At 62.5% G+C, this 17,844-nt stretch carries 12 protein-coding genes; 6 read left to right on the top strand and 6 right to left on the bottom strand.

The genetic code is table 11. The annotated features are described in order from the left end of the window. Positions 1 to 192 precede the first annotated feature (192 nt). From BN69_RS00890 to BN69_RS00920, 6 genes are all read left to right on the top strand, one after another. Positions 193 to 1,404 (top strand): hypothetical protein, encoded by a 1,212-nt coding sequence (locus tag BN69_RS00890; protein ID WP_014889651.1) that lies wholly within the window; start codon positions 193 to 195, stop codon positions 1,402 to 1,404. After that, positions 1,401 to 2,576, top strand: a complete 1,176-nt coding sequence (locus BN69_RS00895) for a caspase family protein (RefSeq protein ID WP_014889652.1) — start codon at positions 1,401 to 1,403, stop codon at positions 2,574 to 2,576. The genes BN69_RS00890 and BN69_RS00895 overlap by 4 nt, the downstream gene beginning before the upstream one ends. A gap of 139 nt (positions 2,577 to 2,715) precedes the next feature. Then, entirely contained in the window at positions 2,716 to 3,954 is a 1,239-nt protein-coding gene (locus tag BN69_RS00900) for a hypothetical protein (RefSeq protein WP_014889653.1), read from the top strand. 465 nt (positions 3,955 to 4,419) lie between these two features. Then, positions 4,420 to 7,929, top strand: coding sequence for a CHAT domain-containing protein (locus tag BN69_RS00905; RefSeq protein ID WP_014889654.1), 3,510 nt, complete (start codon positions 4,420 to 4,422; stop codon positions 7,927 to 7,929). 42 nt (positions 7,930 to 7,971) lie between these two features. Beyond that, entirely contained in the window at positions 7,972 to 9,147 is a 1,176-nt protein-coding gene (locus tag BN69_RS00910; protein WP_014889655.1) for a S8 family peptidase, read from the top strand. A gap of 1,139 nt (positions 9,148 to 10,286) precedes the next feature. Next, complete coding sequence (locus BN69_RS00920) at positions 10,287 to 10,820, top strand: GNAT family N-acetyltransferase (protein ID WP_014889656.1); 534 nt, start codon at positions 10,287 to 10,289, stop codon at positions 10,818 to 10,820. A gap of 216 nt (positions 10,821 to 11,036) precedes the next feature. Here BN69_RS00920 and BN69_RS00925 read toward each other — a convergent pair whose 3' ends face one another. From BN69_RS00925 to BN69_RS00950, 6 genes are all read right to left on the bottom strand, one after another. Continuing rightward, positions 11,037 to 11,567, bottom strand: coding sequence for an AAA family ATPase (locus BN69_RS00925; protein WP_041927067.1), 531 nt, complete (start codon positions 11,565 to 11,567; stop codon positions 11,037 to 11,039). A gap of 345 nt (positions 11,568 to 11,912) precedes the next feature. Then, the gene (locus tag BN69_RS00930; RefSeq protein ID WP_014889658.1) at positions 11,913 to 13,394 is read right to left on the bottom strand and encodes a hypothetical protein; all 1,482 of its coding nucleotides are present in this window, start codon (positions 13,392 to 13,394) and stop codon (positions 11,913 to 11,915) included. A 14-nt stretch (positions 13,395 to 13,408) separates the two neighbouring features. Further along, positions 13,409 to 14,737: a cytochrome c/ABC transporter substrate-binding protein gene (locus BN69_RS18300; RefSeq protein WP_014889659.1), complete on the bottom strand. Its 1,329-nt coding sequence runs from the start codon at positions 14,735 to 14,737 to the stop codon at positions 13,409 to 13,411. Then, positions 14,734 to 15,297 (bottom strand): SCO family protein, encoded by a 564-nt coding sequence (locus tag BN69_RS00940; protein WP_014889660.1) that lies wholly within the window; start codon positions 15,295 to 15,297, stop codon positions 14,734 to 14,736. The genes BN69_RS18300 and BN69_RS00940 overlap by 4 nt, the downstream gene beginning before the upstream one ends. Before the next feature lie 17 nt (positions 15,298 to 15,314). Further along, positions 15,315 to 17,240 carry a YncE family protein gene (locus BN69_RS00945; RefSeq protein WP_148276991.1) on the bottom strand — a complete coding sequence of 642 codons (1,926 nt, stop codon included), beginning with the start codon at positions 17,238 to 17,240 and terminating at the stop codon, positions 15,315 to 15,317. A gap of 2 nt (positions 17,241 to 17,242) precedes the next feature. Next, complete coding sequence (locus BN69_RS00950; RefSeq protein ID WP_014889662.1) at positions 17,243 to 17,842, bottom strand: hypothetical protein; 600 nt, start codon at positions 17,840 to 17,842, stop codon at positions 17,243 to 17,245. Positions 17,843 to 17,844: the final 2 nt, after the last annotated feature.

The raw sequence follows: 17,844 nt of genomic DNA on the forward strand, positions 1-17,844 counted from the left end.
ATGCATATTATCATGCCGCATAATTGCTCCGATTATTGTGCTTCGCCTGAAGCTGACGGCCGCTCCATTGCGACCAAGAATGCGCCGATCCGGAATTAGGCCCAAGCAGTCGGGGAAATAGCATCAAACACGATCATTTATACTCGGCCCCGACCCACAACTCATGATACACATTGTGGGGGAGTTCATGATATGCCGCTTGTGTTTGTCCATGGCGTTGCCACCCGGCCATCGGCCGAATATTCCGCAGCAATGAAACAGCGCGACGCGCTGTTTCGGTCTCTTGTCTTAAAGCGCTCTGACGCCAAGATCATCAATCCAGAGTGGGGAAGCTTCGGCGTCAAATTTGGCAATGACCTTCCTTGGCTCCCTTGTCCGACCGGCAACGAGGCGTTCAACGCTGGTGATGATGGGGGAGCGGCGGCGCTAGGCGCCGAGGCGCTCGACGGGCGCCTTGCGCTCGGACAGCTGGCCGGTTCCGATGCCGAGCAGGCCGTCGACCTGGTTGCGATGGCAACTCTGGACGCGGCGATCCGCAGCGCGGCTGAGTTCAACGTGCCTGATGCCGCCGCGACCGATGAAGCGCTGAGGGTTGCACTAGCGGCTGGCGCCTATCTCGAAGCGAAGGCGACGATTGACCACGACAAGCCGGTAGCTATCCCGACCCTCGTCGCTAAAGACAATTCCGAGTTCGCCGATGCGCTCGAATCCGAGATCGAGCAGGCGGACGGCGCTATACAAGCCTTCGGTCTCGGCGATCGCATTCGCGGCGCGATTGGATATCTGACGCGGCTCGTCGGCAACGGAGCGAGCGATGCTGCACTCAAACTGGCGCGGCGCGATTTGAGCCGTAGCGTCTCGTTCTTTCTCGGCGACGTGTTTGTCTATCTGCGCGGTCGCGACGATTCCGGGTCCGAGGGGACGCGTGCGCGTATCTTCCAGCCCATCTTCGATGCACTGGTCGAGGGCGCCAAAGCGCCCAAGCCCGGCAGCGAACCCTTCGTCGTCGTCGGCCATAGTCTCGGTGGCGTCATACTCTACGACATACTAACGGACCCGACGATCCGCGCAGGCCTCGAGGCGGCCATCGGATCCCCGATCCAGATAGACGCGTTGTTCACCGTCGGATCGCAGCCTGGCTTTTTTGCCGATCTAGGTCTCTACCCAGGTGGGCGGCCAGCCGCGGGCACCAAGCTCAAAATGGCCCCCGGCGTCGGCAGTTGGATGAACGTGTTCGACTTCACCGACGTTTTCTCGTTTCGCTGCGCGCCGATGTTCGAGGGTGTACGCGATTTCGGCTACGACACCGTCACCGATCTGCTCCACGCGCACGGCGCCTACTTTCTGCGCCCAAGCTTTTACAAGCGCATGCGGGCGCGGCTCGCGGATCTCGGGCACACATGACGCGAATCTACGAGCAACCCCAGGCGAATAGGGGCGTGCGCTTGCTGATACTGGGCGCCGGCCATTATCCGAACGCCCAGGTCGCGAAACCCAAAGTTCCAAAGCTTGCCGATATCGGCAGCGCCGCACAAAGCGCTATCGATTTCGCGACCCACGCGCTAACAGACTGGGCGGCGCTTTTCGGCAAGCCGATAGCCTCGGTCGACATGTTGATCAACGATGCGACGCATCCGGCTGGCGTCACCTTCAGCTGTCCTGGCATCGCGCCGACGAATGTCGATGCTCCCGACCTCGCGAACATACTCGCCGCGAGGAGTCGCTGGTTCGACGGCGCGCAGAAAGACGACATCCTCATCTTCTATTGCTGCGGCCACGGCATCTGGTTGCCCTCGGTGACCCGGACGTTCCTCGCGAGCGACTTCGGCGTGGATCCAGAAAGTGTCTGGCCCAACTCTGTCTCGATCGATCTATTCGTAGAGGGGATGGGTGACAAACCTCCACGACAGCAGTGGCTGATTTTCGATTGCTGCGCCAACACCGCGCCACCGGCGCTACGGAATGCTCGGCCCGCAACCAATGCTCTTGTCGAAGCGACGCCCGGCCTTCGCCAAGCGATGGTCGATACCAACGGCCCCCTCGCACAGGTCGTGATCGCTTCGTCGTCGCTAGGCGCGAAAGCGTTCGGACGTACCGGCGGACGATCGCGCTTCATGGATGTCTTCGTCGAAGCCTGTTCGAATTCCGGTTTCCGCGATCAGGGTGACGACGGCCGCTGGCATCTCAGCGTGCAGGGCCTTGAGGCTGCAATGTCAAGCTATCGCTTCCGCGTCGCCAGCTTTGCAGATCGGGCCTATTACACATTCAGCCGCCTGACGACGAGCGATGCTGAGGAACCGCCAGTTCTGATGGTCCGCGATGATCCCGCCGATACGACGCTACTAGTGTCGAGCGACCCACTGGCCAAGCTCACGCAATGTACGCTCGAGATCATGCGAGACGTGCACCAGCTCTACAAACAGGCGCCCGGCCCTGGTGCCGAGACGCCGGTCAGGCAAACCGTGTCGTCGTTCGACAAATACACGGTCAATGCGGCGTGGGCGCCGCCGCTCGATTTTCCCGCCCAGAGCGTAGTGCGGCGTGCCCTGCCGCCCCTGACCGAGGTGAAGCTGTGAGGACCCCGTGGCCCAGCTGAGGATCCAGACCCAGAGCGCGCTTGGCCCTTTGACGGTCGAGATAATAGGATCCCGGGGTGACCGGGTCGGGGACCGACTCACCCTATCCTCGCTCAAGCGAGGTGCGACCGTCGATCTGATGCCCGGAGATTACACCGTCGTCGCGACGCGGCCTTCGGGCGAGCAACTGATCGCCCCGACCACCGTCGGGCCGAAAGGCGGCGATGCGGTGGTCGCCATGTCCGGCGCCTCTCCGCGCGAATTCCTCGCCGAGGCGGCTGACCTTGGCCTCACCTACGCACCGAAAGCATCCACCCCAGATGACTACCGTGTCACTTCTCTTGCGTCCCCGTTCGCGGCCAATACAGCGGCACGATCCATGAGCGTGCTGCTCAGAAAGCAATATGTACCGGGGCGCTTTGACTCCTCGCTCGGCGACGACCAGCTCGCTTCCATCAACAGTACGGTCCGCTCGCTCGATTATCGTCTCATGTGCTGGCGCTTATCGCACGGGCGCTGGCAGACCTGTCCGGCGCCCTTGCCGCGTTATTCCGACGACTATCTGCAATTTGCTGTAACCGAACGTCATTCACCGACGGCGATCGGTTTGCTGTGCGATGACGGCTTCGGACCTATCGTGACAGTTCCGCCCCTCTGGCCTGGCATAGTGCTGACGTTCATCGCCGCCGGCGTCGCGATGGACGACAACGCCGACCGCGAAGCAAATCCGTCTGCGGTTCGGGTGCCAGTCGCGCTCTCGGTCCCCCAAAACCCCGGGCTCGCCGACCTACTGGTGGGTCTCAACGCACCTGTTCTCCCGAATGCCAGCGTCGTCTGGCAGGAAGGTCGTTCGGGAGATCCCGAGAGCGCGCTTGTGCAACTCGCAAACAAATTCGACGACTCGGCGGCCGCAGTGCTGGGCGCACTCTTCCTCGCCCGCTTCGCGCCGTCCAAGCTGCCGCTCGGCTGGCTCCGCAATCTCAACGGCATTCTGCCGGAGGTGGCGGACTCCTGGCTGCTCCTGGCGTGGACGCGCGCGATGCAAGGCGATGGCGACTATAAGTGGCCGATGAGCATCGCCGAGCAGCTCCGCAGGGCATCGGCATGCCGCTGCACCTATTTCAATCGCACGCGGATTCAGCTTGGTAGGCTCATGCTGCGCTTCGGTCCGTATCCGCGCGCCCGGCACAACGACGTCGCAACACCTCGCCGCGCACGTCCCGGCGATTATCTCGATTTTTCAGCTGATGCGGGAGGCCTCGAGGCATTCTGGGGTTGTTCGCCGACGCGGCCCGGAAAAGAGCCCAGCTATCCGACTAAAAAGCCTAACGGGCCAGTGATCAGGATGCGAGAAGGCAAGTTCGTGAGGCCCGGCTAAGCGGCACAGGCTGAATTCTTGGCCCAGCCGAGCCGGCTTTTCGGCGGGCACTTGTGCCTGGCCAGAGTGAGCCACTCTGCGAACTCTAGAAAGGTCGCCCCCTCATCGACATAGCGCTCGAGTGAGGAAAAAAGGCGGTGATCGGCCGCTCGGGCGTGGAATTTCGCATAAAATACAGATACTTTTCGGGTGCTCACTGCTTAGGGTGACGGAGACGGGTATGGCTTCCAGACGCGATAGTACGCATTGGGCGGGTGTTGAAACCGCAGTGCTCTGCCCGCGGAACGTATCCGCGCCGAAGCGGACAGCGGACCCTCGCGGACACCGCCGGTGAGCACGTTGGCGCCAGCGTCGAAAACGTTTGCGAGCAGGCAATCTTTTTCCACTCAAGGTAGCGAGCGGCGTGTCGCATCGTCTAGACTGGGATTACCAAGAAAGCACTCCGGTCGAAGGTGCTAGGCGAAGATGACGAGCTCTCGCTGCCGCTGTTCGGAACACGGGTTCGTCCATATTTTTTCGACCGTCGCATGTCTGCTCTTTGCGCTGCCGCCTGCTTCCGTCCGCGCCGATGGCAGCGATTTTCCGGAGGCTCTGCCGCTTGCCGCGCCCATCGCCGACCTGACGGGCAACTGGAGCTTCGTCCCTGTTCCGTTGCCGTCGCAGAACGTCACCCATCTGCTCGTCTCCCGGTCCGGCGAACGGCTGCTGATCGGCACGAGCGAAGGGGTAGCGTCTTATGACGGCGTCGCGCCCCGCGCTCCATCCTTCCCGTCATTGGACGCGCAGCAGCCGATCATCGTCAACGCCATGGTCGAGGCATCCGACCATGCGATCATAGTCGGCACGATTAACGACAGCCTATTCCGCTGGAAGGACGATCGGATCGAAGCGATCTACGGCGCCTGTCCACGCAGCCAGAGAGGCTGCCCTCGGGGAGATTGGGCGCTGGCGAGCTCCGGCGACGGCGTGATCTACGCTGTGTCGAGCCGTTTCGGCCCAAGGACAAACGAGGCGGTTGCTGCATTGCGCGCGGCGGTTCCGGATCGTGTCGTCGGGGTGCAGACTGCGGCAGCATATCTCGGCTTCGCGGGAAACGAACTCGTAGCGACGAGCGAGTATGGGTCGATCCAGAAGATCGACCCGGCGACTGGCAAACCTACGCGCTGGATTGACCTCAAGCTCGCGCCGCAAACCTTTGTCCGCAGCGTATCCTACGCACCGGACCGGCTCTTCATCGCGACCGATAGGAATTGCCTCGGCGTGCGGCTCGCCCAGCCGACCGCGCCGATGGTGCTGGCCGAGGGGTATTGCAGGGCCATCGCCAGCCAGAAGAACGGAGCGATGTGGCTCGCGACCACCTATCTGCAACGGTACGACCTCAATGGCTGGAAACGCTGGTCGCCCGGGGGCGGCGGCTCGATCACTGCCAATGTGGTGATGGAGGACAGGGTCTCGAACATCTGGATCGGCACGCCGAGGGGACTATGGCGCTATTTCGACATCTCCCACGATCACAGATTCCCGGGCAAAGGGTCGGCGGTCTCATCGATGGTCGCAGACCGGGGCGGCGGCGCGGTCGTGGGTCTGGACAACGGCGAGGTGTGGCGGCTTGACCGCAGCCTTGCCGCAACGCGCATAGACCTCCCGGCCGCGGCCGGGGTGCCTGCGTCGCCCTACTACCGTGGTGCGCTCCTTGCCCTCGATCCGCAGGACAGGCTTTGGACTCTCAACGCCGCCGGCCTGTTCAAGATCGAGGGCGCGAACGTCGAGCGGACGGGCGCGTACCCGCTTGCCATGGCGACGTCGCCGGCCGCACCGTCGTCACTTGCGGTTTCGAAAACCGGTGCCGCCTGCGTCGGCGTCGTCTGGAGCGATAAGGCGCTCTGTCTTTCGGACGGGCATTGGCGGGAAGGCGCGCATGTGATGTCCGATATAGGCGGTTCCGCCGTGGCGGCGTTGGCGTTCGACGACACAAGCGCCCTGCTGGCTGTCGGCGTGGAAAGCATCGCTGTCGCGGCGCCTAAACCGTCCGAACTCGGACCGTTCGCCCCGTCGCCTTTCGGCAAGAAGACACTGCTCGGCGCCGTCGCCATGACGCCGATCGTGGAGGGCGCTGAGGCCGTCGCTTCGGGAGGATGGGGCGGGACGGTGTTCCTGAAGCGTGCAGGCGGCGGTTATGTCGATGTCGGCCATGGCCGCGCCGACGTTCTGGACCAGCCCTATGTCATCCGCAGCTTCGCCTCGCATCCGGCTTTGGGGCTGCTCGCCGGGACTGACGAAGGGTTGTTCCGCTGGGAAGGTAGCCCGAAGACCGGACGCTGGCGCAGCCTGAGGACGATCGATCCGAGGCTCGCGCGTCCGACCACCGCCGTCGTCGCGTCGACGGGCCGCGGCTTCTGGACGGCGTCCGGCTCCGATGTATTCCTGATCGATCTGCCCGCGTCGACGCCTATGACGACCATCGAAAGATCGCCTTTGGGCGACACGATCGACGTCAACGCGGTGACGTACGGTCTTGCGATACCAGGCTTGGTCGGCCCGCCTGAAGCCAAGACCGCGACGATCGAGTACGATCCGCCCATCGCCAACGCCGAGCGCAACCTGTCCGGATCAAGCAGCCGGTTAGATCTCACCAACCTGTCCGACGTCACCCGCTACCGCCTGACTGTAACTGCGACCGACGGGTTCTTGAATCGGGGCTCGGCCGCCAACTCGGAATTCTCGGTCGCGCTTCCGTTCTATCGCAATCCCTACAAACTTGCCGCTGCGATCCTCACCGCGGCTGGCCTTTTGCTCCTTCTGTTGACGCGGCGTGGCCCAACCGGCTTCGTGCTGCGGCGGCTCGGAGGCCTGCGCTGGACGACGGACACAGCTGCCGCGCGCTTCGCAATCGAGGTCAAAAGCATCGGTGCCGACACGGTGCGCTACGAACTCGAAGCACCGTCGGCGCCGACGACTATACGCCTCGCGGTCGACATGCCGGCCGCCCAGCTCACGAACGAGGCCGAGTCCATCATGCCGTATCTGGTTGGCCTCGCGGAAGGCCGCACGCGCCTGCGCGGCGAACGTTTCGAGAAGGTGTACGAGCGCGTGGCAAAGCTGATGGGCGAAGCGGCTCTGCCGCAGGAGGTGCGTTTCGCCACCGCGCAGGCCGATGGCGGGGCCATCAGTCTCGACTTGTCGAAGTCGCTGATCTGGCTGCCCCTGGAGATCACCGATGACGGCGGCGAAACCAGAATGATGTTGCGGCATGCGATCGGCCGCACAATCTCGGGCGATGTCCTCGCCGAGCGCAAGCCGCTAAGCGCATTCAGGCTCACCGTGACGATCTTCGCTCCGCATGCCGACGATGCCGATCGGCTAGCCCGCGCGGACGGCGAAGCCGAGGCGGTCGCGGCTGCCGCGCAAAGCTGGGGCGCGGAGGTCGTCCGGATGGCCCCCGACGCGACCAAGCAGGAGATTCTTGCTGCGATCTGCGCCGCCCATCTGTTCCACTATGTCGGTCATGCTGAATTCGTCGAGGATGCAGGGGAGCAGAGCTATCTCCCGATCAAGGGCGACCGGATCCTAGCCGGCGATATCGCGGCCGCGCTTAAGACGACGCCGAACGACCTGCTGCTCGCCTTCATCAACGGATGCGGCAGTTCGCGCGAGGCGGCCTGGGCACGCGGCGCCGAGGTCTACGGCTTCGCATCGGCTTTCCTCAATAACGCCTCCTATTTCGTCGGTGCGCAATGGCCGATCCCGGACGAGCCCGCCGCCGCCTTCGCGACCGAATTCTACTCAAGGCTGTTTCCGCATGCATACAGCCTCTGGTGGCGGCTGATCCGGCGCGATACGCTCGGGGGTATTCCCTTCGCGGAGGCACTGCGACTCGCAAGGCTTAAACTAAGCGGTGAGGGGCCGTCGACCGTCCAGACGTGGTCCTCTTACGTGTTCTATGGCGATCCGACGCGACGGCTCCTTCTGAAATGATGATTGTGCGGCAGCTTCAACCACGATCGTGAGGCCCTCGGCATGAAACGCAGATACGCCATCATCGAGTCCAACCGCGCCCTGCGCTCCGGGGGAGCCTTGCCCGGCACGTTCAGCAAATCGGCAGATGCACAAATCAATATCCATGAGGCGGAGCTGTCCGCCTCTGAACTGCGCGACATCGAGAAGAACCCGAAAGTGGCCGATTACGGCCTGATCATGCCGATGCGGCTGATCACGCCGGTGTCGAAGAAGCAGCCTGCGAAAGGCGCTGTCCCGAAGACTGCCTGGGGCGTTTCCGCCGTAGGCGCGGAAAAGACGGGTCTGGACGGCTCCGGCACGGTCGTCGCGGTGCTCGACACCGGCATCTGCCGGAATCATCCGGCCTTCGCCGGCATCGACATCGAGGAAAAGGACTTCGGCGGCTCCGGCAACGGCGACTCGGACGGCCACGGGACCCATTGCGCCGGCACGATCTTCGGCAAGGACGTCGACGGCGTTCGCATCGGCATTGCCCGGAACATACGCAAGGCGCTCATCGCCAAGGTGTTCTCTGACAAGGGCGACGGCGGTTCCGCGGTGGTCTTGCAAGCCATGCAATGGGCGGCGAACGAAGGCGCGCATGTCGTGTCGATGTCGCTCGGCTTCGACTTTCCCGGCATGGTCCGGCAGCTGCAGGAAGAGGGGTATCCGCCCGAGCTCGCGACCTCGATCGCCCTCGAGTCGTTCAAGGACAATCTACGGCTGTTCGACTCAGTCATGGAGTTGATCGAAGCCGGGCGCGCCTTCGGGCGCGGACCACTGGTGATCGCCGCCGCCGGCAACGAGAGCCGCCTTGACGTCGATTCGCGATTCCGGATTTCGGCATCGCTCCCGTCTTCCGCTACGGGCGTCCTCTCCGTCGCTGCCCTGCGGACGGACGGCGACTCGCTCGCGATCGCGGATTTCTCGAACGTCCGCGCCAAGATTTTCGCTCCGGGCGCAGAAATCCTGTCGGCTGCTCGGGACGGCGGCTTCGCGACGATGAGCGGCACTAGCATGGCGTGCCCCCATGTCGCCGGCGTCGCTGCGCTGTGGTGGCAAAAACTCGCGACGCCTCAAAAAGGACCGAACGGAGAGAGGCTGAAGCAGAGCATACTGGCGTCGGCGGTGACGGAAGTTCTGCCGAGTTTCGACGCGGATGACGCTGAATACGGGCTGGTGCAAGTCCCGAAATAGCCGGACGGGCGGTGCTTAGGGCAGTTTCACGCCTCGATAGTCCTCAGTCTCGCTCACAGGGATTGGCGTGGCCTGGCCGGTTCGGCCGCGAAAACGCGATACGTCGCGAGGGCGACGCTCGTTTGCGACCCGGACACACGGCGCCCCGCCCTGATGGCAGACGGCAAATCCCAAGTGTTTCAGACTAGGAGCGGCGTTCGCTGCAAGTTGCGCAGCTATTGTTGGATGGAGGCCTGACGGTACTTTTTGAGCGTTCGGGCTTTGGGCTGTCTGGCTTTAAGCGGAATGCCGAGTGCCGATAGCAGTCGATAGATGGTTTGTGAAGGTCGGCCGAAATTCGTCAACGAAATCACGACTGTAGGATTCTGACGGATCATAGGCCGGTAGTGTTTGGGCGAAAGAATATTTTGTTTAGAGAGTCAGATAATTGACGTGAATCTGAACAATCGAGTGGAGTGACGGGGGCGATCACCGAAATATTACCTCTACAATTCAATGGTTTACACGGTAGATATCGTCGGCGATGCATCCTCCATAGTATCTCCACGACCCGATAATATGCTGATTCGTGAAGAGATTTTGCTTGGTCACAAGAAATTTTGGCCTTCGGTAACCGGTCAAAATGACGGTCTTTTTGACGGTTCTTTTTGAACGGCACGCCAGCGGAAACAAAAGACCGTCACATTGAGCGGGTCGCGTTGACGGTCTTTTCCAAATGAGCCGTTCTTGTAAGTGCGTTGAAAAGCTAGCCTCCGAAATTCAGGCGCATGGCCAACCCCGGGTACGTAACGACGAGGCGATGTGTCGGTGTAATTCTGCTTCCTTTGACCACGGAGTTCGCTAGGCGCGGCGGATGTGCGTGACCGCATACTGTGGCGTGGTAACGACGACGCTCGATGAACAGATGTTCGGATCGGCTCAACGTTTGTGTCGGGCGATAGATGGCGAAACCACGATTTTCGCGATTGGGCGAAAGAATGCAATGTTTTCAAGAGCCCTGTTTTTCAACGGTCTGGGCGACGGTATTTTGCTTACCGGAAAAAACCTATCGACGTAATATCAATATCTTATGAGGCTCGTTGATAATCGAGTGGGAGTGAAACGACACATCGACATATGAGGCCCGACAGGGAATTCAAATGAACGTCATCGAAACAGACCGGCTGATTTTGAGGAATTTCCGGCAGGGTGACGCCACCGATCTGTTTGCCTATTTGCGCCAACCCAGGTCGAATTGTTTCGCTTCTCTCAGGTTGGCGGATCTCAACGCCGCTCAAGCCGAGGTGGAGGCGCGCAGCAGCAGCGATGAGCATATTGCCGTGTGTTTGCGAAGCTCCGACAGGCTGATTGGCGACCTGTTCTGCGTGCACGAGCCTCCCGACACATATTCGGTTGGGTGGAACTTCAACGCGGATTTCGGCGGCGCCGGTTACGCCTCCGAGGCTGCTCGGGCGCTCTTTGATTGCTTGTTCAAGGTGAAGCGAGCTCGGCGCCTCTACGCCTATGTGGAGGAGGATAACATCGCCTCGCAGCGCCTGTGCGAAAGATTGGGAATGAGGAATGAGGGGCTTTTTAGAGAGTTCGTGTCATTCGTGACGGATGACGACGGCGCCCCAATATTCGAGAACACGATGCAATACGCCATCCTGCGCAAGGAGTGGACGGCGCTTTGACCGGCCGCGTGCGCCGTTGATGCACGTCCCGCGCTGGAGCTTTGCGCACGATTTCCGCCTCTGATGCACGGCGCCGGTCCTCGAGGCAGATCTCCACCTCGGCCAAAGCCCAAACCACGGCATCACGCGTGATGCGCGCCACCTGAAGTCTGACGCATGATTTCAGTTTGATCGGCGCCGCCGCCTGCATGTCAGCGGTGATGCGATTGGCCATCGTTAGGTTATCAGAGAAGACAGCACGAAGTCGGCGCGCGCCGCCACTGCCGTCTTTGGCAGCGGTAGCATTTCATATCCCAGGGCCGGATATGTCTTCGCAAGGCGTTCATACTCCGCGACCGCGATGTCAAAGCCGTGCTTGCGGTCCACATCCGTCACATAGATTTCCGGCCAGGGCGGCGCCAGGAACATTTTTGGATGATAGCGGTGGGTCGCAGACAGCGGGCGCAGGACGGGTTCGCCGGTCAAAGCCTCCAGCGCCGACGCAGCATCGATAAGGCCGCGATCAAAGAATACCCAACCATCGAGCGCCGTAGCGGCGGCATGGTCGGACAGCGCCAGCTCGATTGCGCGATGCAGAAAAGCCGCGAGATTAACCCAAGGCAGAGCCGTCCCGCCTCGTGCCGTCTCTTCGGCGATGATACGGCGGCCGGGCTCCTCAACAACCGTATGGCCTCGCGTCTTCAGTTCCGTCAGCAAGGTGGATTTTCCGCCGCCCGAACAGCCGGAAATCACGACACGTCCATTCATCGCAATGCTTCTTTTCTTCTTCAGGAGACAATCGTCTCCTCCCGCCATGTCCCGATCCGATCCGGCGCGATGAGACTTCCTAGCCGCCGACGGCCGTCGAGCGCCGCTGGAAGGCCCGCGTAGACAGCCATCTTTGTGAGGACTTCGGTGATTTCGTCGCGGGAAGAGGGACGTTCAATCCGGCTTATGGACCTTCAGTTTCGGCGCGGCGGCGCCGAGGACCGTCGGCGCCGCGATGGCGGCTAGAATTGCAGTTTGTAACGACCGAACAGCGGCCCCGATGCGAAGAACAGCCTGGATCGCGTCGGTCTCGCCAGGTGCGCGCGCCTGTTGCGCTTGCGAAAATCATTGACCATCGCATGCTCGGCCGCCGCCTACAGGTTGCGAAAGCGAGTGACCCGACTCCGGGAATGGCGTGAGCGGCTGGATGGGCTGCGGGCCGGAATCGGTCGGCATGGTCCCCCCGCCAAGGCGCAGGAAGCAGAAATTCTCGAACGCGACCGGCAAGGCATATCCCGGCACGCCAAAGCGCGTCAGCTCGGGGTAGATATATTCGCCGACCGGCGCCCCATATCGGCCGGAGGTCAGGCCATTTGCAAGTTTGGCGTGCGGGCTGCCGACCACTTGTGCGATCGCGTCGCGCCGCACGGCGCGGGCCGAGTCCTTCGACGGCCAAGTGTTTCTGAAACGACCCAGTTGCGCGAGATTTGAGGGGGCAAGTCCATTCGGCCCCGTGAGGGAGACGCCGATGTCGTTGACGCCGCCGACGTCACGGCCGATGTCGGCGACAAGAATTTCGACATTGCGGCTGGGGTCAGTGGTGAAGCCGACGATACGGAAGCGCGTTGTCTCCTCTTGTGGAATATTGGGAAAAATTTCGCCTTTCGTACCCTGTATCGCTTCCTCGACGAAAACATAGACAGGCTCGGTTCCGGGTGAGGTGTAAACGCCGAGTTCTGCTTCGAGACCGTGTGCGGCGATGATGAATCCCGCGCCGGGAAGCTCCTGAAGCATGCCTGCATAGGTCACATAATCGCCGACGCGCAACGGAATTGGCAGCTCAGGATTGCAATCGTGACGCGGCGCATCGACCGCCGCGGCAGGCGCGCCGGGCCGCGCGCAGGTGAAGCGGCGGATGTTGGAATCGGACGGACGGTTGCCGCGGGGGCATTTTGGATCGTCCGCCGTGGCTGATCGAGGAATGCAGACCGGGAAACCCGTTCGCGCGTGCACCGGCGAATTTTCCTTGTCGAGCTGAAAGCGCGCATCGAGCGGCGGCGTGCTGGCCGCTCCATAGATCCCCTCCGGATCGTTGAGCCGCACATGCGCGCCTTGAGCGCCGTTTTGAGCGCCGATCGTGAGTTCGCCTTTTTCATGATCGATGCTCTGGATGAAGCCAGCGCCGGAATGGAGCGCGCCCTGCGAAATATGCGCGATGCCCGCGATGTAAACGCCGTTGACGATATTGCCGACGAGTTCGGCCTCGAAGGGCACACGCGGCGCTGACGCATCGAGGAGCGCGAGGCCGCTATTTTCGCCTCGTGGCGGCGCCCGCATCGTCGGTCCACGAAAGAGATCTTGCGCGGTGAGATATTGGCCCGGCATGGTGATCAGCAAATGCTTCGGAAGCACGACGTCGATCCCGCGCACGGTCATTTTACCGGCGCTGAATTTGTCGGCCGGCGCATCCAGGCTGAATTTTTCGATATGTCCCGTCAGAGCGAAAGACGGCGCCGCTGTTTGCGCCATAGCAGATTGCGCGCCGAACGCTATGGCGAATAGACCGAAAATCAGTCGAGGCGCGTATCCGAATGTCGTGCGCGTCATCACAGTTTTCTCCCTTAAAATTGTTTGCGCCTAATCCTCGGCGCGCCTGCGGAAATAGTGATGATGTCGGGGTTCCAGGCGTAATGGCGCGCGCGGTCGAAATACGCGGGCGCGCCAGCCTCAAGCTCGACGCGCAAACCCTTTTCGAGCGCCATGAGGGGCGAGCGCTCATTCAGCCGCGAACCGGCGCGCGCACAAAGTTCGACGACGAGACGCGCCGCCGCGCGGCCGAGCGCTTGCCAAGGACTCGACGACTCCTCGCGGCCGACAAGAAAGATTGCGGCGGGAAATGGGAGAATGAGACGCTTCTCCCAAGTCGCAGGCATGGCTGCATTGACCGCTGCAGCGTCGGCTAATCCATAGGCCACACAGCCGGGAGACGCGATTTGCTTCGCCGCGTCGGCAGCTTCGGCGGCGCTTGCGAACCAGCGTCGGTCCGCCATCGGCGTCGATGCAATGGCGATATTGCCTGCAATCGCCCATTTCGGCCCCGGCGCCGCACAATTCTTGAGCGCGGATTCAATCGCGCTGCGCTGCTGGTCCAGCGGCGCAAGGAGATCAATGTCCCACGCATCAAGCGACAACGCGTCCCGATGCGGCGTCAGCGTCGCAATCTTCGCGATGCGCTGCTTCGCGAGTTCGAGGGAGATGGGCGCATCCGGCCGCCACATCCCGCCGACGACCGCGAAAGGCCTGCGCAAAGCGACGTCTTTTGTAAGCGCTTGGGCGTCCTGCTCGATATCGATCGCTTCGAGGACGAGCTTGCGTCCGTAGACTCCCCCATTCGAATTTGCGGCGTCAAAGGCGCCGCGCATGCCGTCAAGGACTGCAAGACCGACGGCGCGCGCAGCGCCCGAAAGCGGCAGCATCGTCGCCAGACGAATTGTCTGGCGGTCGACGCCGGGCGGATAGTCATCGGCGCGACCCACATGCTTCAGATAGTCAAGAAGCGCCGACATCTCCGCATCGCTCAGCGTGTAGCGTGGCATGGTCGGGCCAAGCGCGGCGCCGTCACGCGCGACGCCCTTCGTGATCGCGTCAAGGACCTGCGACTCGGCCTGGAAAGCCGGCGCTTCCCCTCGCGGCGTCGTCAGCGCGGACCAAATGAGCGCCGGGGCGGTGACGCCGCCTTCGCGTCCGCCTTCGCCGAATGCGCCATGACACTTCGCGCAGGCGGCAAACTCCGACGGCAGACGCAGATTGGTCGCCGCGTCGCCGCGTGCAAAGCCTGCGTGGCCGTGGTAGAGCGCCCGCCCTTCGGCGCCATCAGCCTTCGCCATGATCGGCGACAGCGCCGCACAGGCGATCAGCGCTGGCGCGAAAAACGCGGACGTTCTTTTCATCTTGCCGCCTCGCGCAAGATTGACGCAAGCGCTGCTGGCGACGACGCTTCCGCCGATGATGTGGGAATGCGCGCCCAACGCCCGGCGCTCTGGCTGCCAATCCAGATCGACCCGCTATGATCGCCGGGCGTCGGCCCCGCCGTTTCGTCGAAAGCTGCAATGAGCGTGCTGGTCGCTTCGGGCGCGCCGGTAAGCATGACCCAGTCATGCGTCTCGCCGAGCGCAAGGTCGAAGCGCTCCGCATATTGCCTGATGCGCGTCGGCGTATCGATTCTTGGATCGACAGAGATCGATATGAAGAGCGGCTTTCGATCCGCGGAGGCTTCTTTTTCGATCAGCTCCTTCGTTTGTCGCAAGATGGCTGTCTGCGCCGGACATACGCTCGAACATTGCGTGAAAAAGAAATTCACCGCAACGACGCGACCGGCGACAAGCCTGTCGAAGGCGACAGGGTTTCCGTCGTGATCGGTCAAAACGATATGTGGAAGCGCGGGACCCGGCGAGATCCATGAGCGTGTTTTCGCGCTCGCGATCCCGGAGAGCACAAGCAGCGCGATCATAGTAAGAGGCGCCGCTCTCATGGCGCGGCCCCCAACGAAACCTGACCGAGACGCCCTTCAATGAAGGAAATATTTCGCGAGACGCTTGATACATGCAAATCATAGCGGCCTGGATGAGGCGCGGATACGCGCGCTTCATATTCGCCCGATTTGATCTCACGCATCGGCGCGCGAATCTGCCAGCCGCTGTGGCGATCGAAAACGAGCATCGTCAGGTCCCGAACGCCGCTGACGTTGTCGTCGAGGCGATCGCCGGGCGCCTGCTGAAGGCGGATGCGGATAGCGCGCTCGGCGCGTTCATCCGCAGCTGTCTCGGACAGGAGCGTCACGCTGTATGCGGGCGCCGCAGCGACATCGGCGTCAACGGATGGCATTTGCAGTCTCGCGCAGAGCGAGAAGCGTGGACCGCGCCCGGTCAGCAGCAGATCGTAGGCGCCGCCGCGGTTATGCCGAACTGTTGTCGCGTAACTGCCGGGCTTTGTCTCGCGCAACGAAAGATCGAGCAGCATCATGGCGACTGGCTGGCGCGAATAGTTGGAAAAGCTTCCGCTCGGCGCCATCATGCCTTCCGCATATTGGTAGAGCGTCGCATCGGCGCGGCTCGCGAAAACGATGCCTGCGCCATCCGGCGAAGCGGCGGCGAACTGGTTGAATGGCGTCATCACGCCGGCGTCGATTGCGCCGGAGCGGCCCAGACTGGTCTCGATCGGCTGTGCGGATCCGCTCTTGAGATCGCTCAGCGACCACAGGGTCGCGCGCGCATGATGAGCGTCGATCGCATAAGCGAATCTTCGCGTAAGCAGAAGCTGATCGGCGACTGTTGAGAATCGAAGCGGCAGGGTCACGCGTCCAGCAGCGAGGTCGATGACGCTGGCTTCACCGTCGCCGACCGCCAGCGCCATTCTGCCGCCATCGAAGATCGACAGGTTGCGCACGGCGTGCCCGAGCCGCACGCGGGTTTCGACATCCGCCGTCTCGGTCTCAGGATCGAGAAAGGCGAGGGCGCCGTCGGCGCTGGCGACAATGATGCGCCGCGCGAGCGCGCTGTAGGCGGCGGCCGTCGGCCTGCTGTCGAGGCGCCAGGATTTCGAGCGCGCATTGCTTGCGCGCCACACGAAGCCGCCATCCTCGCGAAGCATGAAGACGCCATCAAGCGGCTGATCGCCGATAGCGCCATCGGAAACGGCGCCATGATCCGCCGGCACGACGTCGGCGTCTGCCGCGAGCGGTTCGAAGATTGGCGTCGCGTCGGGTCGCGTCACATCGAGATGGGCGAGCTCCTGTCGCCCCGCCAGGACGATCCATAGCCGAGAGCCCGATCGATCGAAGGCGAGGCCGCGCGCGCGCCCCTCTGCCGGCAGATCTATTTTGCGTTTGAGCTGGCGTGTTTGGAGATCGACGCCGACCAGCGTCGACGGCTCCGCCAATATCCAAAGCTCCATGCGCTCCGCCGCATAGGCCCAGGCCAGCGGTTTGGCGCCGAGGCTTACGATTGACTCGAGTTTGGCGTTGCTGAGACGAACGAACGGATTGATGAACGCCACCACGCCGTCTTCATTGAGCGTGAGCAGACGATAGGTGGAGAGATCGATATCCGCTCGCTGCCCGATCCCCTGGCCGATCAATGCGGCGATCTGGTCAGAGCAGGGCGTCTCGGCGTCGGAAAGCGCGGCGCGAGAGCGCCGAAGCCAACCCGCGAGCTGGCTGGAGTCGTATTTCAAGGGCGCGCCGGATCGCGCGTCCGACAGGGCGATTTCAAGCTTGCCGACTCCGCTGCGTTCGGCGCCGCTTTCAGGCGTGTAGCGCCACTGAATTTTGACGCCATTATCTTCGGCGTCCGCAGTTTGCGCGTCATTCGCCAGAGCCGGGCCCAGGAGAAGGACTCCGGCCGCGCCCATCCGCGTCAGAGTCGTCGCGGCGAAGCGTATGAATCGTCGGCGCATCGTCATAGCGCCCCGTAGAGCGGGGAAAGCGCCAGAAACTTGAACGGGCGATTGCCCATAAAGGTTGCATCAAAGCGGACTTCGGCGATTCGCTCATTGCCCGATGCGAGTGCGCCGACGAAGGCGGCGCTATCCGGTTGACCTTGCGCGATGGGATTTGCTCCGGTTACGCCGCTGGCGACGACATGGGTCCAGTTTCCGTCCAACTGGCGCAGCCACATGACGGCAAGAAGCGGGAGGCCCGGCTGGACATCCTGACCGTCGACCGCGACGAAGGCGCCAACGCCGCGCACGGGATTGGCGAAGGTCAGCGTTATTGGCGTATTGTGCAGCGTCGCCGCCGCGCTCGGATCTTCGGCGACGATGAGCGCGTCGCCCTCGCGCAGATTCACGCGCATGTCATTGCCGTCACATGCGCGTCTATTTGCTGTGGGACCGTTTGGATTGATCACCAGCCCGCCGCCATTCACCGCATAGATGTCCTGTCGGTCGACCGGCTGAACGCCGACCGGCGCGCCATCCGCGCCGATAGACCAATCGACAATCACGCCGGGCTGTGCGCCAAACGCCTGCGGCTGTTCAACATGGATGAAACCGGCCATTT

The organism is Methylocystis sp. SC2, assembly GCF_000304315.1.
Lineage (GTDB): Bacteria > Pseudomonadota > Alphaproteobacteria > Rhizobiales > Beijerinckiaceae > Methylocystis.

Bases quoted from the DNA above. Each gene is read 5' to 3' on its own strand.
- BN69_RS00940 (WP_014889660.1), bottom strand. From the start codon at position 15,297: ATGATCGCGCTGCTTGTGCTCTCCGGGATCGCGAGCGCGAAAACACGC.
- BN69_RS00930 (WP_014889658.1), bottom strand. From the start codon at position 13,394: ATGACGCGCACGACATTCGGATACGCGCCTCGACTGATTTTCGGTCTA.
- BN69_RS00950 (WP_014889662.1), bottom strand. From the start codon at position 17,842: ATGGCCGGTTTCATCCATGTTGAACAGCCGCAGGCGTTTGGCGCACAG.
- BN69_RS00890 (WP_014889651.1), top strand. From the start codon at position 193: ATGCCGCTTGTGTTTGTCCATGGCGTTGCCACCCGGCCATCGGCCGAA.
- BN69_RS18300 (WP_014889659.1), bottom strand. From the start codon at position 14,737: ATGAAAAGAACGTCCGCGTTTTTCGCGCCAGCGCTGATCGCCTGTGCG.
- BN69_RS00895 (WP_014889652.1), top strand. From the start codon at position 1,401: ATGACGCGAATCTACGAGCAACCCCAGGCGAATAGGGGCGTGCGCTTG.
- BN69_RS00900 (WP_014889653.1), top strand. From the start codon at position 2,716: ATGCCCGGAGATTACACCGTCGTCGCGACGCGGCCTTCGGGCGAGCAA.
- BN69_RS00910 (WP_014889655.1), top strand. From the start codon at position 7,972: ATGAAACGCAGATACGCCATCATCGAGTCCAACCGCGCCCTGCGCTCC.
- BN69_RS00905 (WP_014889654.1), top strand. From the start codon at position 4,420: ATGACGAGCTCTCGCTGCCGCTGTTCGGAACACGGGTTCGTCCATATT.
- BN69_RS00945 (WP_148276991.1), bottom strand. From the start codon at position 17,240: ATGCGCCGACGATTCATACGCTTCGCCGCGACGACTCTGACGCGGATG.
- BN69_RS00920 (WP_014889656.1), top strand. From the start codon at position 10,287: ATGAACGTCATCGAAACAGACCGGCTGATTTTGAGGAATTTCCGGCAG.
- BN69_RS00925 (WP_041927067.1), bottom strand. From the start codon at position 11,567: ATGAATGGACGTGTCGTGATTTCCGGCTGTTCGGGCGGCGGAAAATCC.